The 24,004-nt window shown below is 61.4% G+C and carries 22 protein-coding genes and 1 tRNA gene; 12 read left to right on the forward strand and 11 right to left on the reverse strand.

The window, feature by feature from the left end; translation table 11 throughout:
• Positions 1 to 189: 189 nt before the first annotated feature.
• Entirely contained in the window at positions 190 to 1,089 is a 900-nt protein-coding gene (locus AMK05_RS02675) for a GntR family transcriptional regulator (RefSeq protein WP_064836304.1), read from the forward strand.
• Positions 1,090 to 1,389: 300 nt separating this feature from the next.
• On the forward strand, positions 1,390 to 3,426 hold the full coding sequence (locus AMK05_RS02680; protein WP_064836306.1) for an ABC transporter ATP-binding protein/permease: 2,037 nt from the start codon (positions 1,390 to 1,392) through the stop codon (positions 3,424 to 3,426).
• Positions 3,427 to 3,436: 10 nt separating this feature from the next.
• Here AMK05_RS02680 and AMK05_RS02685 read toward each other — a convergent pair whose 3' ends face one another.
• The 8 genes from AMK05_RS02685 to AMK05_RS02720 form a co-directional block, all read right to left on the reverse strand.
• On the reverse strand, positions 3,437 to 3,817 hold the full coding sequence (locus tag AMK05_RS02685) for a GFA family protein (RefSeq protein WP_064836308.1): 381 nt from the start codon (positions 3,815 to 3,817) through the stop codon (positions 3,437 to 3,439).
• A gap of 194 nt (positions 3,818 to 4,011) precedes the next feature.
• Positions 4,012 to 4,212, reverse strand: a complete 201-nt coding sequence (locus AMK05_RS02690; RefSeq protein ID WP_049732250.1) for a hypothetical protein — start codon at positions 4,210 to 4,212, stop codon at positions 4,012 to 4,014.
• Between the two features lie 186 nt (positions 4,213 to 4,398).
• Positions 4,399 to 4,533, reverse strand: coding sequence for a cleavage and polyadenylation specificity factor subunit 6 (locus tag AMK05_RS36155; RefSeq protein WP_237352161.1), 135 nt, complete (start codon positions 4,531 to 4,533; stop codon positions 4,399 to 4,401).
• A gap of 40 nt (positions 4,534 to 4,573) precedes the next feature.
• Complete coding sequence (locus AMK05_RS02695; protein ID WP_064836310.1) at positions 4,574 to 6,064, reverse strand: MDR family MFS transporter; 1,491 nt, start codon at positions 6,062 to 6,064, stop codon at positions 4,574 to 4,576.
• Positions 6,065 to 6,292: 228 nt separating this feature from the next.
• Positions 6,293 to 6,658 (reverse strand): hypothetical protein, encoded by a 366-nt coding sequence (locus tag AMK05_RS02700; RefSeq protein ID WP_064836312.1) that lies wholly within the window; start codon positions 6,656 to 6,658, stop codon positions 6,293 to 6,295.
• Between the two features lie 399 nt (positions 6,659 to 7,057).
• A complete protein-coding gene (locus AMK05_RS02705; RefSeq protein WP_143535338.1) occupies positions 7,058 to 7,342 on the reverse strand; it encodes a hypothetical protein in 285 nt (94 codons plus the stop codon).
• Positions 7,343 to 7,806: 464 nt separating this feature from the next.
• A tRNA-Thr gene (locus AMK05_RS02715) sits at positions 7,807 to 7,882 on the reverse strand.
• A gap of 121 nt (positions 7,883 to 8,003) precedes the next feature.
• The gene (locus AMK05_RS02720; RefSeq protein WP_064841244.1) at positions 8,004 to 8,963 is read right to left on the reverse strand and encodes an NAD(P)H-dependent flavin oxidoreductase; all 960 of its coding nucleotides are present in this window, start codon (positions 8,961 to 8,963) and stop codon (positions 8,004 to 8,006) included.
• 286 nt (positions 8,964 to 9,249) lie between these two features.
• On the opposite strand from AMK05_RS02720, the gene AMK05_RS02725 reads away from it, so the two are divergent.
• Positions 9,250 to 10,443, forward strand: a complete 1,194-nt coding sequence (locus tag AMK05_RS02725) for a hypothetical protein (RefSeq protein ID WP_064836318.1) — start codon at positions 9,250 to 9,252, stop codon at positions 10,441 to 10,443.
• A 141-nt stretch (positions 10,444 to 10,584) separates the two neighbouring features.
• Here AMK05_RS02725 and ppk2 read toward each other — a convergent pair whose 3' ends face one another.
• On the reverse strand, positions 10,585 to 11,466 hold the full coding sequence (gene ppk2, locus AMK05_RS02730; protein WP_064841245.1) for a polyphosphate kinase 2: 882 nt from the start codon (positions 11,464 to 11,466) through the stop codon (positions 10,585 to 10,587).
• A 240-nt stretch (positions 11,467 to 11,706) separates the two neighbouring features.
• Between ppk2 and phoR the strand changes: the two genes are divergently transcribed.
• The 9 genes from phoR to AMK05_RS02775 all read left to right on the forward strand — a co-directional run bounded on the left by phoR (position 11,707) and on the right by AMK05_RS02775 (position 21,834).
• The gene (gene phoR, locus AMK05_RS02735) at positions 11,707 to 12,930 is read left to right on the forward strand and encodes a phosphate regulon sensor histidine kinase PhoR (protein ID WP_064836320.1); all 1,224 of its coding nucleotides are present in this window, start codon (positions 11,707 to 11,709) and stop codon (positions 12,928 to 12,930) included.
• A 146-nt stretch (positions 12,931 to 13,076) separates the two neighbouring features.
• On the forward strand, positions 13,077 to 13,478 hold the full coding sequence (locus AMK05_RS02740) for an endonuclease domain-containing protein (protein WP_064836322.1): 402 nt from the start codon (positions 13,077 to 13,079) through the stop codon (positions 13,476 to 13,478).
• A gap of 458 nt (positions 13,479 to 13,936) precedes the next feature.
• Positions 13,937 to 14,971 (forward strand): substrate-binding domain-containing protein, encoded by a 1,035-nt coding sequence (locus tag AMK05_RS02745; RefSeq protein ID WP_064836324.1) that lies wholly within the window; start codon positions 13,937 to 13,939, stop codon positions 14,969 to 14,971.
• 165 nt (positions 14,972 to 15,136) lie between these two features.
• Positions 15,137 to 16,618 (forward strand): phosphate ABC transporter permease subunit PstC, encoded by a 1,482-nt coding sequence (gene pstC / locus AMK05_RS02750; protein ID WP_064836326.1) that lies wholly within the window; start codon positions 15,137 to 15,139, stop codon positions 16,616 to 16,618.
• Positions 16,615 to 17,937 carry a phosphate ABC transporter permease PstA gene (gene pstA, locus AMK05_RS02755; protein WP_064836328.1) on the forward strand — a complete coding sequence of 441 codons (1,323 nt, stop codon included), beginning with the start codon at positions 16,615 to 16,617 and terminating at the stop codon, positions 17,935 to 17,937. Before pstC ends, pstA begins: the two co-directional genes overlap by 4 nt.
• A gap of 16 nt (positions 17,938 to 17,953) precedes the next feature.
• A complete protein-coding gene (gene pstB / locus AMK05_RS02760; RefSeq protein ID WP_049732262.1) occupies positions 17,954 to 18,769 on the forward strand; it encodes a phosphate ABC transporter ATP-binding protein PstB in 816 nt (271 codons plus the stop codon).
• 44 nt (positions 18,770 to 18,813) lie between these two features.
• Positions 18,814 to 19,527 (forward strand): phosphate signaling complex protein PhoU, encoded by a 714-nt coding sequence (gene phoU / locus AMK05_RS02765; protein ID WP_003570614.1) that lies wholly within the window; start codon positions 18,814 to 18,816, stop codon positions 19,525 to 19,527.
• Positions 19,528 to 19,664: 137 nt separating this feature from the next.
• Entirely contained in the window at positions 19,665 to 20,348 is a 684-nt protein-coding gene (gene phoB, locus AMK05_RS02770) for a phosphate regulon transcriptional regulator PhoB (protein ID WP_003570612.1), read from the forward strand.
• Positions 20,349 to 20,679: 331 nt separating this feature from the next.
• Positions 20,680 to 21,834 carry an IS4 family transposase gene (locus AMK05_RS02775; protein WP_064836331.1) on the forward strand — a complete coding sequence of 385 codons (1,155 nt, stop codon included), beginning with the start codon at positions 20,680 to 20,682 and terminating at the stop codon, positions 21,832 to 21,834.
• A 285-nt stretch (positions 21,835 to 22,119) separates the two neighbouring features.
• Here AMK05_RS02775 and AMK05_RS02780 read toward each other — a convergent pair whose 3' ends face one another.
• Together AMK05_RS02780 and AMK05_RS02785 are read right to left on the reverse strand one after the other, a co-directional pair.
• Positions 22,120 to 22,404, reverse strand: a complete 285-nt coding sequence (locus tag AMK05_RS02780) for a GIY-YIG nuclease family protein (protein ID WP_064841246.1) — start codon at positions 22,402 to 22,404, stop codon at positions 22,120 to 22,122.
• A gap of 688 nt (positions 22,405 to 23,092) precedes the next feature.
• Complete coding sequence (locus AMK05_RS02785) at positions 23,093 to 23,626, reverse strand: GcrA family cell cycle regulator (protein ID WP_064836333.1); 534 nt, start codon at positions 23,624 to 23,626, stop codon at positions 23,093 to 23,095.
• Positions 23,627 to 24,004: the final 378 nt, after the last annotated feature.

Raw genomic sequence — 24,004 nt, forward strand, 5'->3', positions numbered from 1 at the left:
GATGCGCATTGATTTTGTTTTTTATCTACAATAAACATTTTCAAGTCAACGGGAATATTGATCCTGTGGACGAGGGAGGCAATGAGCCGCAGGCGACCGGAAATAAGCTAAGGTCGTTTGAACAAGCCCCGGTCCGTTTGCCCTGCTTTCGAGCCGGGCGGTGGGCACGAGGGCGGAAAGCGGGGTCTGGTGGCAAGGCAGAATACGGTCTTCAAGGAAGCCTACAACAGGTATGCCGTCGCCCTGCGCACGGATACGGCACTGCCCTCGGAACCGGAGATCGCCGCCCAGCTCGGCGTCAGCCGCTCGACGGCCCGCGCCATCCTCACCCGTCTCAGCGAAGAAGGCATCATCCGCTGGAACAAGCGCCAGAAGATCGTGTTGCGCCAGCCGACGGACCACGACCTCTTTCCCTCCGAAGAAACCGACTCCCTGCACGATATCATCGAGCGCAGCTTCATGCAGCGCATCCTCGCCGACGATGCGGCGCCCGGCATGCAGATCAACGAGCTGGAGCTTGCCCGCGAAATCGGCACCGGCACAACGAGCGTGCGCGAATTCCTGATCCGCTTCTCCCGCTTCGGCCTGATCGAGAAACGGCCGAACAGCCACTGGACGCTGAAGGGCTTCACCCGCGAATTCGCCCTCGAACTGGCCGATGTGCGCGAGATGTTCGAGCTGCATTCCGCCGCCGAATTCGGCCGGCTTGCCAGGGATAGCCAGGCCTGGACCGACCTCGCCGCCATCCGCGACGAACATCACGCCATGCTTGCCGACATCAACCAGCGCTTCAAGGATTTCTCCGTCCTCGACGAGCGCTTCCATCTGCTGATCCACCGCGCCTCGAAGAACCGCTTCATCGCCGATTTCTACGACGCCATCGCCATCGTCTTCCACTATCACTACCAGTGGAACAAGACCGCCGCCCGCGAACGCAACGAGCGCGCCATCCACGAACATCTGGATTATATCGCCGCGCTTGAATCCGGCGACCAGGCCGCCATCGAGAAAGCCTGCCGCATCCACCTGCGCTCCGCCCGCCAGACCCTGCTGCAATCCCTGCCGCAGCTGGCGACGGAGAGCGGTTGAGCGTAAGCCAAAATCGACAAAGGGCGTGCCGTGCAGCCCCCTCATCCGACCCTTCGGGCCACCTTCTCCCCGAGGGGAGAAGAGGGGAGAATGCCGCTTCGCCAACGATTCCATTGGATGGGGTGTCTTTGGACAGGCGGGTTCGTTTGGGCAGTGCCGGCGCATCTTGCTCCCTCTTCTCCCCAGCGGGGAGAAGGTGGCCCGCAGGGTCGGATGAGGGGGCTGCACGGCACAACGCCAAACATCGCCTTCCACACACGCATCATGAAACCTTCTGATCCATAAGCCGTTATCGTGCTTATGAGCGGCGCAAAACTTAAACCGAAATCGGTCGACGACACCGAACCGAAGGGTTCCGAGACGGCGGCCGAGGAGAAGCCATCGACTGCCGAGGCCGTGCCGCTGCCAGATGTCCCACCGCCAGAAGTCCCCCCGCCGGATGTAATTGAACCCGGTCCGGAACTGACGCCCGAGGAGGCCGAGCAGGCGCGCAAAAAGTATCTGCTCAAGCGGTTCTGGATCAGCGCGCGCCATTACTGGGGCCGCGGCGGCGACAAGTTCGCCTGGCCGTGCACGCTCGGGCTGTTGGCTCTGATCGGCATCAATGTCGGCTTCCAATATGGAATCAATCTGTGGAACCGCGGGATCTTCGACGCCATCGAGCGACACGATGCCGGCACCGTCTATTTCCTGAGCGCCGTCTTCGTGCCGCTGGTGCTCGGCACCGTCGCGGTCGTCACCACGCAGGTCGCGCTTCGCATGATGATCCAGCGCCGCTGGCGGTCCTGGCTGACAACTGCGGTCATCCGGCGCTGGCTGGCAAACGGCCGTTACTATCAGTTGAACCTGATCGGCGGCGACCACAAGAACCCCGAGGCGCGCATTTCCGAAGATTTGCGGATTGCCACCGAAGCCCCCGTCGATTTCATCGCCGGCGTCATTTCCGCATTCCTGGCGGCTTCGACCTTCATCGTCGTGCTGTGGACGATCGGCGGGGCATTGACGCTGCCGATCGCCGGTTTCACCGTCACCATTCCCGGCTTTCTCGTCGTCACCGCTGTCCTCTATGCCGCGATCACCTCCAGTTCGATGGCGGTGATCGGCCGCCATTTCGTCCAGGTCTCCGAGACCAAAAACCAGACGGAGGCCGAATTTCGCTACACGCTGACGCATGTGCGGGAAAACGGCGAGAGCATCGCATTGCTCGGCGGTGAAGAGGAGGAACGCAACGACCTCGACAAAACCTTCACCAATGTGCTCGGGCAATGGGCGCTGCTTGCCCGCCAGCACATGCGCACGACGCTGGTGTCGCATGGATCGATGCTGATTGCCCCGGTCGTGCCGGTCTTGCTATGCGCGCCGAAGTTTCTCGAAGGCAGCATGACGCTCGGACAGGTCATGCAGGCAGCGTCAGCTTTCGCAATCGTCCAGGGCGCGTTCGGATGGCTGGTCGACAACTATCCCCGTCTTGCCGATTGGAACGCCTGTGCCCGGCGCGTCGCTTCGCTGATGATGTCGCTCGACGGGTTGGAGCGGGCCGAACAGAGCGACGCGCTCGGGCGCATCAAACGCGGCGAAACGGAAGGCGAAGCGATGCTCAGCCTCAACGATCTCTCCGTGTCGCTTGACGACGGCACCGCCGTGGTCACGGAAACCCAGGTGGCGATCGAACCCGGCGAACGGGTGCTGGTCGCCGGAGAATCCGGGTCGGGCAAGAGCACGCTGGTGCGGGCCATATCAGGTCTTTGGCCGTGGGGCGACGGCAGCGTAAATTTTCACGCCGACCGCCGCTTGTTCATGTTGCCGCAACGGCCCTACATCCCGTCGGGCACGCTGCGCCGGGCGGTCGCCTATCCCGGCGCCGCCGATAGCTGGACGCTTGATAAGATCAAGGATGCCCTCAAAAAGGTCGGACTGGACTATCTGAACGACAGGATCGAAGAAGACGCGCCCTGGGACCAGACCTTGTCCGGCGGCGAAAAGCAGCGGCTCGCCTTTGCGCGCCTCCTGCTGCACACGCCCGATATCATCGTGCTCGATGAAGCAACCTCGGCCCTCGATGAAAAGAGCCAGGATAAGATGATGCAGATGGTGATCGAGGAATTGCCGGAGGTGACCATCGTCAGCGTCGCGCATCGCGCCGAGCTCGAAGTCTTCCATAGCCGCAAAATCACCCTGGAGCGGCGCGAGGGCGGCGCAAAGCTGGTCAGCGATATCGATCTGATCAAGCGCACGAGAAAACGGAACTTGCTGTCACGGGTTTTGGAGAATCGTCGCGCGCCGCCGAAGGCCAGCACGGCCTCTAATAAGGCGACGCAGCCGCGAAATAGACACTGACGTCTTCCGGCTATTGCTTGTTCTGAGGCAGGTTGTCGGCAATGTCGTAATAGTCGCCCTTGTCACCGACAAAGATATGCATTTTCAGCTTGGTTTCGGTCGCGCCATCAAATGCACCCATCGCCACAGCAATCCAGTCGTGATGAGGTGGATCCCAAAACAGCGATGATCCACATACCGCGCAAAATCCACGCCTGACCTTTTCCGAGGATTGATACCAGGTAATACTTTCGCCTCCCTGGATCGTGATCTGATGTCTTGGCACGTCGGTTGAAGCGAAAAAGTGCCCGGATTGTTTTCGACATTTGGAGCAGTGACACGCATCGGGAGCTCGCAGATCGCCTTCGATCTCAAAAGTGACGGCACCACACAAACAGGATCCTTTGTGCATAAGCATTTCTCCAATACCCCTTGCCTCTAAACCTATGCGAAGGGATCCCGCTGGTCGCCGCGGCGTTCTCGGGCTTGCTGCATCAATCGCCTGACGCAGTCTCCATGCTCGCAATCTGATCCAGATTGTCGCTCAGCCGCTTGAGCAGATCGGAAAGCTATGCCGCTTCCGCATCCGTGAAGGGCGGTATCGGTTTAGAGCCTGCGCGCTTCCAGACGACGCTTGTCGCGCCCGACATAGTCGGAGCCCAGCTCCGTCAGACGGAATTGCCGTTTCTGAAATTCCCCGCGGATTAAGATGAAACCTTGCTCTTCGGCTTCGTTCAATGTCTTCAGGCTGGTGCCTTTAGGGGGAGACTGCCAAGCCATGCCATCGGCGCTGTGCAGCAAGACCATGATCTTTATAATTTTGTTTCTCCATGGCTGATGCATGCAGCCGGCTGGATTGCTTGAGCAATCCGATGGTTCCGCATTATTAATGTCGCACAATCCAGGAGAGCCAATTGATTTCAAAGGGTTGTTTTGGCTGGCCCGGAGTTTCGCAGCTATTGTATAAAGCTCCAGTAGTGTTGGTCAATTCAATCACTCCGTCCCAACAGGTTTGGTCATGCCCGGCGATTGGCCCCGAGGGCGCTGATTTTCGTAGAAGCGCTCTTCAGCCACTGTGGTTTTGCCGGTGCCGGAAACGCCTTCGATCAAATAGTTTCTGACGCCCATTTCGCCCTCGTTAACGCCCGCACCGGCCCGACCGAACCGCCTAATGCGAGGCAGCCTCGCTGGCGACAGCCGCGCCCTCGCGTTTCCGGCTCGGCGCGACCGGGATCAACCAAGTGGTGAAGAAGGTCAGCACCGCGACGACCACCACGCCCCAGAAGCTCCAATGCAGCGCCGCATTGAAGACGGCGCGGATCGCCGGGTCGGCGGCGAGCGCCGAGAGCCCGGTCGGTTGGTTCAGCGCGGCATGCAGGCCGGCCGCCGCCTCGCCGCCGGCATAATGATTGATGCCGGCATTGAGGATGGCGCCGAGCACGGTGGCGCCGAGCGTATTGCCGAGGCTGCGGGCAAAGATGATCGAGGCGGTGGCGCTACCGCGCATCGACCATTCGACGCTGTCCTGTACCAGCACGATGCTGGTGAGGCTGATCAGGCCCATGCCGAAGCCCATGAAGAAGGACCCGGCACCGGCCAGCGCCGGCGAACTCTCCGGCGTCAGGAATAGCAGGAAGCAGGCGCCGAACGGAAACAGCAGGCTGCCGACCCGCAAGGTGCGGCGAATGCCGAAGGCTTTATAGAAGCGGCTGGAGAGCATCACCGCCAAGGGCCAGCCGACCACCAGCATGGTGAGCGTGAAGCCGGCAACGATCGGCGAGCGGCCGAGCACGCCCTGCACGTAGATCGGCAGGATGGTGGAGAGCCCGATCAGCGCCATGCCGGCCAGAAGCGTCGCCGCATTGCTGGTGGCGATCAGCCGGCGGCTCCAGAGCGGGATCGAAATGATCGGCTCCGGCGCGCGTTTCTCCTGGGCGAGAAAGAGCAGGCCCGCGACCACGAAGACGGCGAACAGCGACAACAGGATCCAGGCGCTCGCATCGGTTTCCGTCAGCATGACGAGCAGCGCCACGATCGAGATCGAAAACAGCACCGATCCGAGATAATCGATCTTTGCCTGCTTGTGCGCCACCTCCTCCTTCAGGAAGATCATGAAGGCGATGATCGAGAGAATGCCGATCGGCAGGTTGATCCAGAAGATCCAGGCCCAGGAGATATTGTCGACGATGATGCCGCCGGCCAGCGGCCCGACGACGGCCGAGGTCGCCCAGACGGTCGCCATCGCGCCCTGCACGCGGCCGCGCTCCTCGAGCTTGAAAAGATCGCCGATGATCGTCATCGTCACCGGCTGGATGGCGCCGGCACCCAGCCCCTGCAGCAGCCGGAACAGCACCAGCGACATCATCGACCAGGCAAGCCCGCAGAGCAAAGAGCCGACAAGGAAGATCAGGATACCGCCGATCAGCACCGGCTTGCGCCCGAAGATGTCGGAAAGCTTGCCGTAGATCACAGTCGTCGTCGACTGTGCCAGCAGAAAGGCCGAAAACACCCAGCTGTAATAGGAAAAACCGCCGAGCTGCCCGACGATGCGCGGCATCGCGGTCGCCACGATCGTCGCCTCGATCGCCACCATGAAGGTCGCGAACATGATGGTCGCGACGACAAGCACGCGGTTTGAGCGATGCGCTGCATTCGACATGACGATCCTCTTCGGGTGCTCCGCGGATGCCGGAAAACGGCAGGCTGGGTAGGGCGATCGCCGCTTGCGGAGGGATGCTGTACTATTACGTCCTGGAAACCGGCCGGTAAAGCAGTTCTCACGACAGCCGCTGTTTTATGCGGTTTCAGGGCCGCCGAGCAAAGGCCCGGCGCGCTCAACCCCGGCGCCTTCATTCTGTCAGGAGGTCAGGCGGACAGCAGCCTATCCTCATTGCGGGCAGGCCTCGCCGCCCGAGCCGGTATCCCCGGAGCCGGCGGTGCAACCCGGCGTCGGCTGCAGATCTGGATTGACCCCACCGGGATTGATCGTGCTGCGGCCGCGATTGAGCTCGATCCCGCCAGTGCCGCTGGTGCTGCCGGTCGTACCGGGGTCGGTGCCGACAGAGCCGGCGCCGGCCGAGCCCGTACCAGCAGATCCGGTACTGGCCGAACCCGTGCCAGAGCTCCCCGAGCCGCCGATGACAGGCGCCACCGAAAGCCGCCCACTGGAATTCGCGCCCCCGGCCGTCTGCGCCAGCGCCGAGCCGGCAAGGCCGATGGAAATAAGCGATATCGCGATCAGTTTGCAGGACATGGTTTGCTCCATCCTTGTTGTCTCAAGGGGAGAACCAGGTCGGGAGCGGCAGGTTCCTGCCGGAATTGCAGGTTTTCGACGACTTTCGAAGATGCTAACTGACCGCAGACACCAGCAAGCAGAGGCATCCTATGCACTCGACCAAAGGCGATAGACAGTCATCCGGTCATTCGTCGTCCAGCATTCTAAACTTTCGCGCCGCCTGAGGGCAAAGCATCGTGAACTGCTTGATTAGGGGCGGCATGCCTGGCCGCGGCCTTGCGCAACCGAAGGGCCGCCCGGCGCAAGATAATATGCAATTCGGTCGCGAGATATCCGCGATCCGGTTCGCTGCATCTTAAGGTGGCGGTGTCGGGCATCGTCATGTTTTCACTCCGCCACCGTCTTTGTCTGGATATTTTACTCAATTGATGAAGCCATGACCGCTACACCAAACGGAACGAGAAACGCAGGGATGGCATGAAGCATTTTTGCCAGACCGATCCATCGGCTGAAAAATGCGGCTACCTGATTGTCGGGAGTTTCAAAAAAATCGTGAATGGCCTCGAGAACGGACATAGATTGCCACTCTCCCGTTTTCATATAATCAAAAACGGAAGCTCCCAGCATTACGCATCCAAGGCCGAGAAAACCTATAATAATGATCCCCCTGATGATCATCCCGTTGGCCGATGCGTTACTCACGGTTCCCTCTCTCTCGTTACTGAAAATACCAATAGCCCCGAGACGATCAAGTCAATTCCTTTATGCATCACCATCCCGCGGCCGTGACATCGCGTTTCTACACCGCACCTGTTGCCGGCGGCATCATGTTGCCCTGCTTGCGGTATTTGGGTAAACCAACATCACTTCCGCTTTTGTTGGATCAGCCCCGGTCATGGATGACGCACGAAACCCGTATCGTCTCAGAGAAGGGCGAAAGGTCTACCGGCAAGTCGGCCGCGAAGCGCTGGCCTCTCAACTTGTCGACCAAATGTAGCGGGACGCGGCGCTTGAATTGCGCGTTAGCGGTTCCCTTCCGTGTTGTCTGTTTAGCCATTCGAAACGCCATTGATCTGCCGTGTGTCCCTGTGGTGGGGTTCAGTCGGCAGCTATCGAGACATTGATATCATTGAATGAATAACGAAATCAAAGAAGAAAGGGAAAAATGGTGCCGCTTGCAGGACTCGAACCTGCGACCCCATCATTACGAATGATGTGCTCTACCACCTGAGCTAAAGCGGCATCTCAGGGCCGAAGCATGCGGCCCGCGATTTGCATGGCGCTGATACAGCCATTGTCCGAAGATTTCAAGCGCCCTGTCATGGCTTTGGCAAAAAAGAGGGCAGGGTGTGGAAGACTGCCCTCAGAGTGCCAGCCGGGCGCGGGCGGCCTTATATTCGGCTTCCAGCCGGTCGACGAGTCTGGCCACCGGCTCGACGGCCTTGACGGCGCCGATGCCCTGGCCGCTGCCCCAGATGTCCTTCCAGGCCTTGGCGCCGCCGACCGCCTGCTCGAAATCCATCTTCGAGACATCGGCGGCGGGCAGGTTGTCCGGGTCCATGCCAGCGGCGACGATCGAGGGTTTGAGATAGTTGCCGTGCACGCCGGTGAAATAGTTGGAATAGACGATATCGCCGGCAGCGCCTTCGACGATCGCCTGCTTGTAGGCCTCGGCGGCGCGCGCTTCTTCAGTGGCGATGAAGGGCGAGCCGATATAGGCCATGTCGGCGCCCATCGCTTCTGCGGCGAGGATGGCGCCGCCGGTGGAGATCGCGCCGGCGAGCAGCAGCGGTCCGTCGAACCATTCGCGGATTTCCTGGACGAGGGCAAAGGGCGACAGCGTGCCGGCATGGCCGCCGGCGCCGGCCGCCACCGCGATCAGCCCGTCGGCGCCCTTGCGGATGGCCGAATGGGCGTGGCGGTTGTTGATAATGTCGTGCAGCACGATGCCGCCATAGGAGTGCACCGCGGCATTGACCTCCGGCACGGCGCCGAGCGAGGAGATGACAACAGGCACCTTGTATTTGACGCAGAGCGACAGGTCATGCTCCAGCCGCTTGTTCGACATATGGACGATCTGGTTGACGGCAAAGGGGGCGGCCGGCCTGTCGGGATGGGCGGCGTCGTGGCGGGCGAGCTCTTCGGTGATCTCGGCCAGCCATTCGTCGAGTTGGCTTGCCGGCCGGGCGTTCAGCGCCGGAAACGCCCCGATCACACCAGCCTTGCATTGCGCCAGCGTCAGCGTGGGATGCGAGATGATGAACAGCGGCGAGCCGATGACCGGCAGTCTCAATTTGTCGCTGAGGATCGGGGGCAGAGCCATGCTTGATGATTCCATTGACGTTTACGAAAACGTCAATCTCATAACAGAGAAGAAAGGCCGATAAAAGAGCGGCCGCCACGCCTTCGTCGATTTCTGCCCGAATATATGCGGCTGACAAAGCTGGTAGAATAAGGTTCGCAAGCGGTGAAACCGGGCGATTATCCCCGTCGATCCGCTGCAGCCGGGCCTGCAAGGCTTGCGGTTTGCCGCGCTTGCCGCTACCGAATTTTGATGGAGAACGGCGGGGATTGCAGTCCGATGCCGGGTTCAAGGTGAAGGACTTGAAGTGAGCGGATTAGAAACGGCCATCAGAACAGCGCTCGACAATTCCGATCGCGACAATCCGGAGGTTCGAGCGAGGATCTATCAGTCGGCCCGCCAGGCGCTTGAAGCCGGCCTGCGCAAGCAGGATATCACGGATACCGAGGTCGTTGCCCATCATCGCCATCGCCTGGAAAGCACCATCCATGCCATCGAAAGCGAGGAGCGCGACCGCCTGCACCCGCGCCAGAGGCCGCCTGAGGTGCCCGTGCCGCCCGTCGTGGAAATGCCGCCGCCGCCGGTTCATAAGGGGGATGCCGGCGATATCGACATCGACAGTCCTGTGGCCGCAGGCGAGAGCCGCGCTCCCGAGGTGGCCCACGGCCGCGGCGACGAGTTCAGCCTCGACGACGTTCATGCCGGCCGTGCCGATCACCTCGCAGCCGCCCCCGTCGGCGAGGAGCGGCTTGCCCGCGGTCAGCGCGCCACCAATATGGATTTCCGCCCGGAGCGGGCGGCAGGCCGCCGCAAGCCGCGCAAATTCTTTTCCAGGCTTCTCGTCTGGTGCGTGCTGCTGGCCTTCATCGGCATCGGCGCCTGGTGGGCGCATACATCAGGCCTGCTGATGACAGCCGCCGAGCGCGACACCAGCGTCGCCAATCCGCCTGCCAGCACCCAGCCGGAGGATTTCACCGGCAATGACGACAGCGCCGGCAATGCCGCGCCGCATACCGACGAGCCGGTGACCATCGATCCGCAGAACAGCTTTTCGGCCGATTGGATCCCACTGTTCAAGCCCGATGACGCCGACAAGATCCAGAGCGGCCCGCGGGCGCGCACCGAAAAGATCGCCGAGAACGACGGGCCTGCCGTTCGCCTGATTTCGCAAAGCGGTGCGGCCGACGGCAATATCTCGATCAGCGTGCCGGCCTCGGTGCTGCAGCAGCTTGCCGGCAAATCCTCGACGATCGCGCTGACGCTGCAATCCACCACCGACGAGCCGACGCAGGTGACCGTCGAATGCAATTTCCAGTCGCTCGGCAATTGCGCCCGCCATCGCTTCAACGTCACCCGCGAAAAGTCGGATGCGCTGCTGCAGGTGAAATTCGACCGCTCGCTGGCGCCGAACGCGCCGGGCACGCTTGTTATCAACAGCGATCTCGACGGCAAGGCGCGCGGCATCAACCTCTTCGCCATCCGCATCCTGCCGGGGCAATAATCCCAGCCTCGGCGAAGCCGATGGCGCCGGCTCCGGCGAAGCCGGTAGCCCCAGCCCCGGCAAAGCCGGTGGCCCCAGCCTCGGCAAAGCCGATGGCCTCGCCCCCAGCCTCGGCGAAGCTGACGGCTTTCCGCCCGCCGCCTACTTCAGGAATCCGGGCCCCGAGCCGATGATCTCCTTATCGACCTCGCCGAGCGCCTTCTCATCCTTGCCGTCATAATCCATCCTGTTCAGCATGTGGCGGATGAGTTCGAGGCGCGTCCGCCGCTTGTCGTTGGCGCGGATCACCGTCCAGGGCGCGAAATCCGTATGGGTTTCCTTCAGCATGCGGTCGCGCTTTTCGCTGTAATCGCGCCACTTCGTCAACGCGGCGATGTCCATCGACGACAGTTTCCAGACTTTCAGCGGATCGTGCCTGCGGTCGTGGAAGCGCTTCAGCTGCATTTCGCGGCCGATATCGAGATAGAATTTGAAGAAGAAGATGCCCTCATGGGCGATGATCTTTTCGAGCTGCGGCGCCTGCTTGAGAAAATCCTCATATTGCTGCGGCGTACAGAAGCCCATGACCGGCTCGACGCCGGCGCGGTTGTACCAGGAGCGGTCGAACAGCACGAATTCGCCTGCGGTCGGAAACTGCGCGACATAACGCTGGAAATACCATTGCCCCTGTTCGCGCTCGGTCGGCTTGGTCAGCGCCACGACGCGGGCAAGGCGGGGGTTCATATTCTCCGAGGAGGCCGAGATCGCGCCGCCCTTGCCGGCCGCATCGCGCCCTTCGAACAGCGCCATCACCCGCTTGCCTGATGCCTGCAGCCAGAACTGCACCTTGACGAGCTCGATCTGCAGCTTTTCCAGCTGCTCGACATAGTCCTCTTCCTTCAGCTTCTTCTTGTGGGGAAAGTCGCCGGAGGCAAGCGCGTGTTCCTCCACCCAGTCCGGCAGGATGGGATCGTCGACATCGAAGATGCGTTGCTTTCCGCGGATCTCCAGCTCCACGGCCCTGCTTTCGACGGTCTCGGCCATATGCTCCTCCTTAAGCTCGATCGGTTCTTTCCTGCAGGCGAACATATTTACCGTTGGAAATCAAATCTCTCGCATTCGCCGATCATTTTTCGTCGGTTTCGGCTGCGGCCTTTCGCATCGAAGCGGCAGCCCGAAAATTTCTGTCATGAATTGCCGCTATCAGGCAGAGTTCAATATAAGAAACACGAATCGACGCCGCGAGGGCACTTGCAAGACGAAACTCCGTGGAGAAAAAGCCTGTTGGCGCGCATCCGGCGCGAGCGGCCGGTGCTGCTGGCGGCGATCCTCAGCGCGCTTGCCGCGATTGCCGCCGGCATGAACAAATGGGTTGTGCTCGGCCTCCTGCTTGTCATGATCGTCACCGCGCTTTTCAATGAGGCGCCCGTCATCAAGGACGAACCGGCCGAGCCGGTGGAGATTGCGCCGGAGGTGCCGCCGAGCCGGCTGCCTGAGGTGTCCGCCACGCTCGCCGGCCTCGATATTCCGGTCATGGTGCTGTCGGACGACGCCTCGGTGCTCTTCCAGAACCGCGCTGCCGAAAAGGCCTTCGGCGAGGTGGCGCTCGGCGCCCATATTTCCGGCCGCATGCGTTCGCCCGGCGTGCTCGACATGGTGCGCGAAACCATCGCCACCAACGCGCCGAACCAGATCGAGCATGCCGAGCGGCTGCCGTCGGAGCGCGTCTATATCGTCCGCAGCGCGCCCGTCGAAGTTTCGGCCGAAGGCGGGCCGCATGAGCGCTATTTCATCCTCTCCTTCCGCGATATTTCAGAGGTGCGCCGGATCGACCGCATGCGGTCGGATTTCGTCGCCAATGCCAGCCATGAGCTGCGCACGCCGCTTGCGTCGCTGCGCGGCTTCATCGAGACCATTCAGGGACCGGCGAAGAACGATCTGAAGGCGCAGGCGCGTTTTCTCGCCATCATGTTCGATCAGACGACGCGCATGAGCCGGCTGGTCGACGACCTGCTGTCGCTCTCGCGACTGGAGCTGAAATCGCATATCGCGCCGGATGAGAAGGTCGATCTGGTGCCGCTGCTCGGCCATGTCCGGGATTCGCTGGTGCCGCTCGCAAAAGATGTCGGCGTCGACATCGACCTGCATCTGCCCGACGGCAAGGTCGAGGTGCTGGGAGACCGTGACGAGCTTGTCCAGGTGTTCGAGAACCTGATGGAGAACGCCTGCAAATACGGCCAGGAGGGCAAGACCGTCGATGTCTGGCTGAAGAACGGCGCCGGTGAGCCCGTCGAGGTCAGCATCGTCGACAAGGGGCCGGGCATCCCTGCCGAGCATGTGCCGCGCCTGACGGAACGCTTCTATCGCGTCAGCATCGAGGACAGCCGCTCGAAAAAAGGCACCGGCCTCGGCCTCGCCATCGTCAAACACATCCTCACCCGCCACCGCGCCCGACTGATCGTCAAGTCCGAAGTCGGCAAGGGTACTGATTTTACAGTTCGGTTCTAATGACCGAATGGAGAGGCTGCCCCTCACCCTAACCCTCTCCCCGCAGGCGGGGAGAGGGGACCTGTCGCTCTCGTATGGCACGTCCCCTCTCCCCGTAAAACGGGGAGAGGGTTAGGGTGAGGGGCAAATCACACGGAACGACATCGATGAGAGGCCCCAAGCCGAAAACCACCGCCCGAGCGCGATCGTTGCGTCAGTCGGACAACGACGCGGAAGGCAAACTATGGAACGAGCTGCGCGATCGGCGGCTCAACGGACATAAATTCGTCCGGCAATTGCCGATCGGCCCCTATTTTGCGGATTTCGCCTGCCGTGAAATGCGGCTGGTGATCGAAATCGACGGCAGCCAACACGCAGGCAATCGACGCGACGCAATTCGGGATGTCTTCATGACCGGCAACGGCTGGTCGGTCGTTCGCTTCTGGAATGTGGACGTGCTGAGGGAGCTGTCGTCCGTGCTGGAGACGATCGTTGCGATCTGCGAGGGACGGCTGGTCGAACGTGTCGAGGCGACGGATTTGCGGTTCTTTCCGGCTGCGGGCGAATAGCGATGGCGTGCCATGTGATTTGCCCCTCACCCTAACCCTCTCCCCGTTTTAACGGGGAGAGGGGACGTGCCCTACGCGATGTGTGCGAGGGACGGAGAGGGTGCGGCTATCCTCCTTCGCCCCGCAAGCGGGGAGAAGGTGCCGGCAGGCGGATGAGGGGCAAACACACGGTACGATCTCAATGAAAGGATGCAAAGAGTTCCCACTTTTGGTGTGCTTGGTGTATTTGCAATGCAAGGTAGATCGGCGGCCAAAAGTCAGATCCTTGATGACGCGCCGTTCGAAGTGCGTTTAAATTCATATTAAATATCAATAACATAACCTGTCACAAATGTTTCACCGATTTGACATAAAAGGACGGTGCTTACAGCGCTAAGAGAGTCCCGCCGATGAAAAAAGGCACTGCGAGGGCCTCTCGAAAGGCCGCACTCACACAAGCCCAATGCGGGAGATTTCTAATGAACACCTTCAAGCTCACCGTTGCCGCGCTCGCTGCAACCGCCGCTTTCGCTGGCGCTGCCGTCGCCCGCGACCAGATTCAGGTTGCCGGTTCGTCCACCGTCCTGCCTTACGCAAAGATCGTTGCTGAGTCCTTCGGCGAAACCTTCACCAACTTCAAGACGCCGGTCGTCGAATCCGGCGGCACGGGCGCTGGTCTGAAGGAATTCTGCAAGGGCGTCGGCGAAGACACGATTGACATTGCCAACGCTTCGCGTCCGATCAACAAGAACGAAGCCGAAGCCTGCAAGGCTGCCGGCGTGACCGACATTCAGGAAGTCAAGATCGGTTATGACGGCATCGTCTTCGCAACCGACTCTTCCAACCCGGATGTCGCCTACGTTCCCGCCGACATCTACAAGGCCCTCGCAGCCCAGGTCGTCGTCGACGGCAAGCTCGTCGCCAACCCCTACAAGAAGTGGTCTGAAGTCAACCCGAAGCTTCCGGCTGTTGATATCGCCGCCTACATCCCGGGCGAAAAGCACGGTACCCGCGAAGTCTTCGAACAGAATGTTCTCGCTGCCGGCTGCAAGGCTTCGGGCGCAACCGACGTCATCGCCAAGGAAATCTCCGACAAGGCCGCTCAGACGAAGGCCTGCGTCGCAGTCCGCAAGGACGGCGCTGCTGTCGACATCGACGGCGACTATCCGGAAACGCTCGCCCGCATCGCCGCCAACAAGACCGGCGTCGGCGTATTCGGCCTCTCCTTCTATGAAAACAACGCCGACAAGCTCAAGGTTGCCAGCATGAGCGGTATCGTTCCGTCGACGGAAACGATCGCCAACGGCACCTATCCGGTTTCCCGCCCGCTGTTCTTCTACGTCAAGAAGGCACATCTCGGCGCCGTTCCCGGCCTGAAGGAATACGTCAACTTCTTCGTATCCGACCAGATGATCGGCCCCGACAGCCCGCTCGTCGAATACGGCCTGGTTGCCGCTCCCGATGCCGAGCGCGACGCGATCCGCAAGGACGTCGAAGCCGGCAAGTCCATGTAATGACTTTGCCGGCGCGGCGCTGCAAAGCCCGCGCCGGCATTGCCTTGTCCCTTCGTGCCGGCGTTTCCGGTGCGGCAGGGTTGAATTCATTCCGCATGATTGGAAGCTGAAGGCAGGCCGATGAGGCTGCCGGGCTTTGGGGCTACGGGCCTGGGGACGTAACGAATGAGCACATCCATCATACTTTTGTGCCTTGTGGTGATCGGTGCCGCCGCCTATCTGGTCGCGCGCAGCCGGGCCACAGCACTTGCCGGAGGCAAATCCTCCGCATTGCATTCCCGGCCGGCCTATTACGGCGCCTATGCGGCGATCTGGGCCGTTCTTCCCGCCCTCATCGTGCTTTGCGTCTGGCTCTCGGTCAGCCCCGGCATCATCCAGTCGTCCGTTCGCAGCCACTTTCCTGACGACGTCAAGGCGCAGGCCGCCGTCGAGCAGGATCTCGGCTATTCGATGGTGGCGACGGTCGCCCGCGGCCTGACGATGCTGACCGCGGATGAAACCGCGGCGATCGGCACCGATCCGGCGGCACTCCAGGCCAAGCTCAGCGAAAAGGGCGTGCCGCTGGCCGGCCAGCCGCTGCCTTACATGCTCGGCGCCGCCAAGACGCTCAACGCCATGAGCATGACCAGCCGCCTCGCCATGACGGCGGTGGTCTTCATTCTTGCCGTTGCCGGCGCCTTCTATGCGTTGCGCGCCATCGCCCCCCGCTTCCGCGCCCGCAACCGGGTCGAGCGCGTCATGCTCTGGGGCCTGCTGCTCGCCTCATCGATCGCCATCCTGACGACGATCGGCATCGTGCTGTCCATGCTGTCGGAAGCGGCGCGCTTCTTTGCCGCCGTTCCCGCCGCCGACTTCTTCTTCGGCACCGTCTGGGATCCGCGTTTTGCCGGCGCCGGCAGCTCGTCCTTCGGCCAGTTCGGCCTGATCCCGCTGCTGCTCGGCACGCTTTATATCGGCCTGGTCGCCATGCTGGTCGCCGTGCCGGTCGGCCTGTTTGCCGCCATCTACATGGCCGAATATGCCTCGCCGAAGCTGCGCGGGATCGCCAAGCCGCTGCTCGAAGTGCTCGCCGGCATTCCGACGATCGTCTACGGCTTCTTCGCGCTCGTCACCGTCGGCCCGTTCCTGCGCGATTTCTCTGCTCAGATCAGCGGCCTGCTCTCCGGCAGCTACACCAACTTCATCCAGGCGCAGAGCGTTCTGACCGCCGGCATCGTCATGGGCATCATGCTGATCCCCTACGTCTCGTCGCTGTCGGACGATATCATCACCGCCGTGCCGCGGGCGCTGCGTGACGGTTCGCTCGGTCTCGGCGCCACGCGCTCCGAAACAATCAAGAAGGTGGTTCTGCCGGCAGCACTTCCCGGCATCGTCGGCGCGCTGCTGATGACCGCCTCGCGCGCCATCGGCGAAACCATGATCGTCGTGCTGGCCGCCGGTGTCGCCGCCCGCATCCAGATCAACCCCTTCGAGCCGATGACGACGGTGACCGTCAAGATCGTCAATCAGCTGACGGGTGACCTCGAGTTCACCTCGCCGCAGACGCTGGTTGCCTTTGCTCTTGGCATCACGCTGTTCTGCATCACGCTTTGCCTCAACATCTATGCGCTCTACATCGTGCGCAAATACCGGGAGCAGTACGAATGACGGATATTGTTTCTCCCACAACAGGCGTCACCATCTCCAAGGCGCCGGCGCGCCGCGATATCGGCATCAAGCGCCGCTACGCCGCCGAGCGCCGGTTCCAGGCCTATGGCATCGCCGCCATCGCCTTCGGCCTCGTCTTCCTGTTCATCCTGCTGTGGACCGTGATCGGCAAAGGCTACACCGCCTTTCAGCAGACGGCGATCACCCTGCCGATCGAATTTTCCGAGAAGACGATCGACCCCAGCAACAAGCGTGCGACCGACCCTTCGGTGCTGATCGCCGCCAACTATCCGGTTCTGCTGCGCGATGCGATCGTCAAGCAGCTGAATATCAACGCCTCGAGTAAGCCTGACGTGCGCGATGCATCCGCCATGCTTTCCAAGGGGGCGCCGATCCAGCTGCGCGACATGGTCGTCGCCGACCCGTCGATCATCGGCAAGACGGTCAATGTCACCGTGCTCGCCGACGCCAATGTCGACAGCGCCAACAAGGGCCAGATCGATCTTTCGGTCGATGAGAAGAACCGCAAGGTCAACGACAAGCAGGTTGGCTGGATGAACGAGCTGAAGGCGAGCGGCGCTCTGCACAAGCAGTTCAACACCGGCCTCTTCGTCAACGGCAATTCCAGCCGTCCGGAGGCCGCGGGCCTTGGCGTCGCCCTCATCGGCTCGCTCTACCTGATGCTGATCGTGCTGGTGCTCGCTCTGCCGATCGGCGTTGCCGCCTCGATCTATCTCGAGGAGTTTGCGCCGAAGAACCGGTTGACGGATCTGATCGAGGTCAACATCAACAATCTCGCCGCGGTTCCCTCGATCGTCTATGGTCTGCTCGGCCTTTCCGTCTTCATCAACTTCGTCGGCCTGCCGCGTTCGGCGTCGCTGGTCGGCGGCCTGGTGCTGACGCTGATGACCCTGCCGACGATCATCATCGCGACGCGCGCGGCATTGCGCGCCGTGCCGCCGTCGATCCGCGCCGCAGCCCTCGGCCTCGGCGCGTCGAAGATGCAGATGGTGTTTCACCATGTTCTGCCGCTCGCCATGCCCGGCATCCTCACCGGCACGATCATCGGCCTGGCGCACGCGCTCGGCGAAACCGCGCCGCTGCTCCTGATCGGCATGGTCGCCTTCGTCGCCAACGCGCCGATGACACCGCTCGATCCCTCGACGGCCCTGCCGGTGCAGGTCTATATGTGGGCCAACGAGGCCGAACGGGCCTTCGTCGAGCGTACTTCGGGTGCCATCATCGTCCTGCTCCTGTTCCTGATCGTCATGAACATGGGCGCCATTCTCTTGCGTCGTCGCTTCGAGCGCCGCTGGTAAACGGAGTTACAAGATCATGAACATGTTGACGGAAGCTGCAGTTGAAAAGGCGCTGGATCAGAAGATGAGCAACGTCCCGTATAAGATGATCGGCCAGGATGTCTCGGTTTACTACGGCGAAAAGCGCGCGCTTTTCGATGTGAACCTGAACATTCGCGAAAACACCGTAACCGCGCTGATCGGCCCGTCGGGCTGCGGCAAGTCGACCTTTCTGCGGAGCCTCAACCGCATGAACGACACGATCGACGGCTGCCGCGTCGCCGGCAAGATCACGCTGGACGGCGACGATATCTATGATCCCGATATCGATGTCGTCGAACTGCGCGCCCGCGTCGGCATGGTCTTCCAGAAGCCGAACCCGTTCCCGAAGACGATCTACGAAAACGTCTCCTACGGCCCGCGCATCCATGGCCTTGCCAAGTCGAAGGCCGATCTCGACCAGATCGTCGAGACCAGCCTGCAGCGCGCCGGCCTCTGGAACGAGGTCAAGGACCGCGTGCATGAATCCGGCACCGGCCTCTCCGGCGGTCAGCAGCAGCGCCTCTGCATTGCCCGTGCCGTCGCCGTCAGCCCCGAAGTCATCCTGATGGACGAGCCCTGCTCGGCGCTCGACCCGATCGCCACCGCCAAGGTCGAGGAGCTGATCCACGAACTGCGCGAAAATTACACGATCGTCATCGTCACCCACTCCATGCAGCAGGCCGCGCGCGTCTCGCAGCGCACCGCCATGTTCCACCTCGGCAATCTGGTCGAGGAGAACGACACCGACAAGATGTTCACCAATCCCGACGATCCGCGCACCCAGGACTATATCATGGGCCGCTTCGGCTGATTTTGGCGTCACCAAGCCTTCCCGTTATTCGAGGATAAAGCCCCATGGCATCGACACATATTTATTCTGCCTATGATGATGATCTGAAGTTCCTGTCCCGGCGGATTTCCGAAATGGGCGGCCTGGCCGAGCAGATGGTCGCCGAATCCGTCCGGGCGCTGGTCAACGGTGATACGGCGCTGGCCCAGAAGGTCATTTCCGACGACGTGATCCTCGATCACGCCGAGCGTGAAATCGGCGACAAGGCGATCGTCACCATCGCCCGCCGCCAGCCGATGGCCGCCGACCTGCGCGAAATCATGGGTTCGATCCGCATCGCCGCCGATCTCGAACGCGTCGGCGACCTCGGAAAGAACACCGCCAAGCGCGTCATCGCCGTGCAGAGCACCGGCGTTCCCCGCAAGCTGGCCCGCGGCCTCGAGCATCTGTCCGAGCTGGCGCTCGTCCAGCTCAAGGAAGTGCTCGACGTCTACACGACACGCGCCGCCGACAAGGCGAGTGCGATCCGCGAGCGCGACAACGAGATCGACGCGATGTACACCTCGCTGTTCCGCGAGCTCCTGACCTACATGATGGAAGATCCGCGCAACATCACCAGCTGCACGCATCTTCTCTTCTGCGCCAAGAACATCGAGCGCATCGGCGACCACGCCACCAACATCGCCGAGACCATCTATTACATGGCTACCGGCGCACAGCCGGAAGGCGACCGTCCGAAGGACGACAGCGCCAACACCGTCGGCGCGGTCACGGAATAACCGCCTAAACCAGACGATTGCGTGCGCGCCCATGTGGGGCGCGCAAAGAGGTCGCAGCCATTTTTTGTGAATTTGCGCAGGATGCATTGCTTAAATCACCCCCGGTTTAAGGATCATGCGCGAGGAGACCGACACGCATGATCCCGAGAGTTGCAGTTGTTGAAGACGAGGAAGCCCTGAGCGTGCTTCTCCGCTACAATCTCGAAGCTGAGGGCTTCGAGGTCGATACCATCCTTCGTGGCGACGAGGCCGAAATCAGGCTTCAGGAGCGCACGCCCGACCTTCTCATCCTCGACTGGATGCTGCCCGGCGTCTCCGGCATCGAGCTTTGCCGGCGCCTGCGCATGCGGCCGGAAACCGAGCGGCTGCCGATCATCATGCTGACGGCGCGCGGCGAAGAGAGCGAACGCGTCCGCGGGCTTTCCACCGGCGCCGACGATTATGTCGTCAAGCCCTTCTCGACCCCCGAGCTCGTCGCCCGCGTCAAGGCGATGCTGCGCCGCGCCCGTCCGGAGGTTCTCTCCACCGTGCTGAAATGCGGCGATATCGAGCTCGACCGCGAAACCCACCGCGTCCACCGCAAGAGCCGCGAAGTCCGCCTCGGCCCCACCGAATTCCGCCTGTTGGAATTCCTGATGTCGTCGCCGGGCCGGGTCTTCTCCCGCTCGCAGCTCCTCGACGGCGTCTGGGGCCACGACATCTATGTCGACGAACGCACCGTCGACGTCCATGTCGGCCGCCTGCGCAAGGCGCTGAACTTCTCCAACATGCAAGACGTCATCCGCACCGTCCGCGGCGCCGGCTATTCGATGGAAGCCTGAGCCGCCATCCTGCCGCCGTCCGGGCGAGGGAGCCGCGTAACGCAAAACGCGGCCGATAGATCACCGCACGCTGCGGTTCCTGCCGCGGACGTTCCCCCACCCTCCGTCGTCCTCGGGCTTGACCCGAGGACCCATGCGGGTGGGCACTTCGTTTCTGTTGAACTGACAAGGCGACCGCGGTCGACAAATTCAAGCGCAGCGCTTGCGGCATGGATACTCGGGTCAAGCCCACTGCTGTCCGGTTAAAATATCTGGACAGGTTGCATGGCATTGATTCTATTCGTTTTCAGACGTTTCGCGGCGTTCTGGACACGAATTGGAGATCAATGTCATGCGGCACGAGAATAGCGTTTTTCACCAGCTTCAACAGTATATTCCGTGGGCGGTGTTCGATCGTCTTGTGGACAAGCATAATGCCGACCACCGGGTGCGCCGGCTGACGGCGAAGTCGCAGTTCCTGGCGCTGCTTTTTGGCCAGTTGTCGGGCGCTGCCAGCCTGCGCGAGATCGAGGCCGGCTTGCTCAGCCACGAGGCGAACCTTTATCACCTGGGCGCTCGCAGTGTGGCCCGTGCCACGCTGGCGGATGCCAATGCCAAGCGCCCGGCAGCCTTGTTTGCCGATCTGTTCTCCGTCATGGCTGCCCGTGCCAGTCGAAAGATACGCCGTCATATCGGCGATACGCTGCGTATATTGGATGCCACACGCGTCCAGGTCTCCTCGCTGTATGGCGGCTGGGCCGACATGGTTGGCGGCAAACGGGCCATCAAACTGCATGTCTGCTACGATCCGCACGCCGACGCGCCGCTCGCCATGACGCTGACCGGTCAGAGGACGAACGACATCATCCCGGCCAGGGCGATCGACATTGCTGCGGGCGTCACCTATGTCTTCGATCTTGCCTATTACGATTTTGCCTGGTGGGCCGAGATCGATAGAAAGAGCGCCCGTTTCGTCACCAGGCTGAAGAGCAATACCCTCGTCGCCACGATCGCCGAACAGCCAGCCGATGAAGCTGCGGGCATTCTCTTCGACAGGATCGGGCTCCTGCCGCAAAGGCTCGCCGGTTCCCGGCAGAACCCCTTTCAGGATCCGGTGCGCGAGATCGCCGTCCGCATCAGGACCGGCAAGGTCATCCGCCTCATCACCAACGACCTCGACGCTCCGGCAGCCGAGATCGCCACCCTTTACAAGCAGCGTTGGCAAATCGAACTCTTCTTCAAATGGATCAAGCAGAACCTGAAGATCCGGCATTTTCTCGGAACCTCGGAAAATGCCGTGCGCATCCAGGTCTTCGTCGCGCTCATTGCCTATCTGCTGCTGCGAATGGCCCAGGCAGCCCAGAAAGACATCGCTCAGCCGCTCGCATTCTCAAGGCTCGTGCGCCTCAACATCATGCATCGCAGGGCAATCGGCGCCCTGCGAAGACCGCCGGCAATCACCAAAGCAGATCCACGGCAATTATCACTGCCCATCACCGCAAGTTAAACCGGACAGCAGTGGGTCAAGCCCGAGTATGACGGAGGGTGAGGGAGCACGAGCAGCAAGAAGCGAGAGGTCTGGAGCAATTCCAACAAAATGGGCGAACGGTTTTGCGTGGAAAGCGCGGAAACAAATGGCGGCAATTCCAATAACCGCTACGCTTACGGTTCTTGCCGCATAGGTTCCCCCACCCTCCGTCGTCCTCGGGCTTGACCCGAGGACCCACCGCCACAAGCACTTCGGCTCGATGTGGTTACCGCCAACGCCATGGCCGCAAGCACTGCTTTCGCATCACCACAGCGTAAGATACAGATCATCCCACCCAGGATTCATCGCCTCGACCAGATCGACCTTCCATTGCCGGTACCAGCGTTTCAACGACTTCTCCCGCTGGATCGCACTGGCGATATCCCAATGCTCCTCGTACCAGACGAGACGGGTGCATCCGTATTTCCACGCAAAGCCCGGTGTCAGCCCTTCACGATGCTCATAGATGCGGCGCTCCAGATCGGATGTCACGCCGATATAGAGCGTGCCGTTTTTCTGGTTGGTGATGATGTAGACATAGCCCGCCATCCGCGCAGAGTGCTGGGCATGGATGCTCGGGTCAAGCCCGAGCAGGACGGAGGGTGGGGAGGTGGGATGGGCAAGAAGCGAGACGTTCGGAGGGTTCCAGCGAAACGGAGCAAACGGATTGGGAAAATTGCGTAAAGCGAAAAGCGCCAATTCCAGCAGAACCACTACGCTCATGGTTCCTGCCGCAAACGCTCCCCCACTCTCCGTCGTCCTCGGGCTTGACCCGAGGACCCATGGCCGAGAGCGCCGCATTCGCGCTCACACTGACAAAGGCGGCCGTAGCCGAGCAAATTCAAGCGAAGTGCGTGCGGCATGGATACTCGGGTCAAGCCCGAGTATGACGGAGAGTGGGGGGCTCGATCGGCAGGAGGCGAGACGTCTGGGGGAATTTCAGCAGAATGCGCGAGCGGTTTTGGCTGGGAATTGCGCAAAATAATATACGGCAATTCCAACAAAATCACCAGGTATTCGGCCCTTGCCGCCGAGGCTACCCCACTCTCCGTCGTCCTCGGGCTTGACCCGAGGACCCATGCAGCAAGCACTGCGTTCGTAAAAGCGACCACAAGATAGAGCTCATCTCACTTGGAGTTCCAGCCAAAGCCCCGAAGCGTTCGCGCTATTTGCGCCCCTTAACCCACAAAAAAACGGGCCTTCCAGCCCGTTTTTGCATCTCAATAATGTCGCCCGCTCAGCTCGCCCGGGCCGCCGCCCGGCGGCGTTCGTTCACCGGCTGGTAGGCGAGCTTCTGGTGGTAGCTGCAATAGGGCGAATTGTCCGGGGATTCGCAGCCGCAGAAATGGAAGTCGTCCTTCAGCGGATCGCCGACCGGCCATTTGCAGGTGCGTTCGGTCAGTTCCGTCAGGCCGAGGCGGCGCGAGATCGGCACGACCACGTTGCCCTTCGGCACGTATTCCATTTCCTCGACCGTTTCGATCTCGATCTCTTCCTTCAGCATCGTCGCGCCCTGCTGGCGGGTAACGGTGCGGGTGGCGATCCGTGAGGCGTAGTTCGGTGCGCGCGGCGCAGATGTATTGCGCTTCGGCGTCCGCGCCGTGGCGGCGGTGCCGCCGGCCTTGGCGCGGCCGGGAAGGCTCAGCCTGTGTACCTTGCCGATTACAGCGTTTCTGCTGACACCGCCAAGTTGTGCCGCGATCTGGCTGGCGCTCAGTCCTTCGGCCCAAAGCTTCTTGAGTTTCTCGACCCGCTCGTCTGTCCAGTTCATGCCCTGTCTCCACCTTTCGCGTTGGTGATGGCAGAATCCCTCACCGTTGTCCCGGAAGCCTCCGAAACAAGAAACGCCTGATCAATTTTGGTGACTAGTTCCGCCGCATGCAGTCTAGTAATTGAACTTTAACCTAGTGTGAGCCTGACTCCGTGACAAGAGTCGCATGAATCCGGATGAATCGAATTCGGAGTTTTCCCCAACTTGCTGCCCCGGCGTGGCATTTCTGCAATATTGCCTGTTGAAGGTCGAAAACACCGCTGTACAAGCTTGCTGCATGCGCTAAGGGCGCAGTTTTGTTGACATTGCAGCGCGAAAAGGAAATAGTACCGCTGGCCGCCGCAAGGCGGCATTTTTGATTTTTCGGGCCTGGTTTTC

This window comes from Rhizobium sp. N324 (assembly GCF_001664485.1).
Classification (GTDB): Bacteria; Pseudomonadota; Alphaproteobacteria; order Rhizobiales; family Rhizobiaceae; genus Rhizobium.

What these genes read in the sequence shown, in the direction of transcription:
- AMK05_RS02680 (WP_064836306.1), top strand. Translation starts at nt 1,390, where the DNA reads ATGAGCGGCGCAAAACTTAAACCGAAATCGGTCGACGACACCGAACCG.
- AMK05_RS02685 (WP_064836308.1), bottom strand. Translation starts at nt 3,817, where the DNA reads ATGCACAAAGGATCCTGTTTGTGTGGTGCCGTCACTTTTGAGATCGAA.
- AMK05_RS02690 (WP_049732250.1), bottom strand. Translation starts at nt 4,212, where the DNA reads ATGGTCTTGCTGCACAGCGCCGATGGCATGGCTTGGCAGTCTCCCCCT.
- AMK05_RS36155 (WP_237352161.1), bottom strand. Translation starts at nt 4,533, where the DNA reads ATGGGCGTCAGAAACTATTTGATCGAAGGCGTTTCCGGCACCGGCAAA.
- AMK05_RS02695 (WP_064836310.1), bottom strand. Translation starts at nt 6,064, where the DNA reads ATGTCGAATGCAGCGCATCGCTCAAACCGCGTGCTTGTCGTCGCGACC.
- AMK05_RS02700 (WP_064836312.1), bottom strand. Translation starts at nt 6,658, where the DNA reads ATGTCCTGCAAACTGATCGCGATATCGCTTATTTCCATCGGCCTTGCC.
- AMK05_RS02720 (WP_064841244.1), bottom strand. Translation starts at nt 8,963, where the DNA reads ATGGCTCTGCCCCCGATCCTCAGCGACAAATTGAGACTGCCGGTCATC.
- ppk2 (WP_064841245.1), bottom strand. Translation starts at nt 11,466, where the DNA reads ATGGCCGAGACCGTCGAAAGCAGGGCCGTGGAGCTGGAGATCCGCGGA.
- AMK05_RS02740 (WP_064836322.1), top strand. Translation starts at nt 13,077, where the DNA reads ATGAGAGGCCCCAAGCCGAAAACCACCGCCCGAGCGCGATCGTTGCGT.
- AMK05_RS02745 (WP_064836324.1), top strand. Translation starts at nt 13,937, where the DNA reads ATGAACACCTTCAAGCTCACCGTTGCCGCGCTCGCTGCAACCGCCGCT.
- pstC (WP_064836326.1), top strand. Translation starts at nt 15,137, where the DNA reads ATGAGCACATCCATCATACTTTTGTGCCTTGTGGTGATCGGTGCCGCC.
- pstA (WP_064836328.1), top strand. Translation starts at nt 16,615, where the DNA reads ATGACGGATATTGTTTCTCCCACAACAGGCGTCACCATCTCCAAGGCG.
- pstB (WP_049732262.1), top strand. Translation starts at nt 17,954, where the DNA reads ATGAACATGTTGACGGAAGCTGCAGTTGAAAAGGCGCTGGATCAGAAG.
- phoU (WP_003570614.1), top strand. Translation starts at nt 18,814, where the DNA reads ATGGCATCGACACATATTTATTCTGCCTATGATGATGATCTGAAGTTC.
- phoB (WP_003570612.1), top strand. Translation starts at nt 19,665, where the DNA reads ATGATCCCGAGAGTTGCAGTTGTTGAAGACGAGGAAGCCCTGAGCGTG.
- AMK05_RS02775 (WP_064836331.1), top strand. Translation starts at nt 20,680, where the DNA reads ATGCGGCACGAGAATAGCGTTTTTCACCAGCTTCAACAGTATATTCCG.
- AMK05_RS02780 (WP_064841246.1), bottom strand. Translation starts at nt 22,404, where the DNA reads ATGGCGGGCTATGTCTACATCATCACCAACCAGAAAAACGGCACGCTC.
- AMK05_RS02785 (WP_064836333.1), bottom strand. Translation starts at nt 23,626, where the DNA reads ATGAACTGGACAGACGAGCGGGTCGAGAAACTCAAGAAGCTTTGGGCC.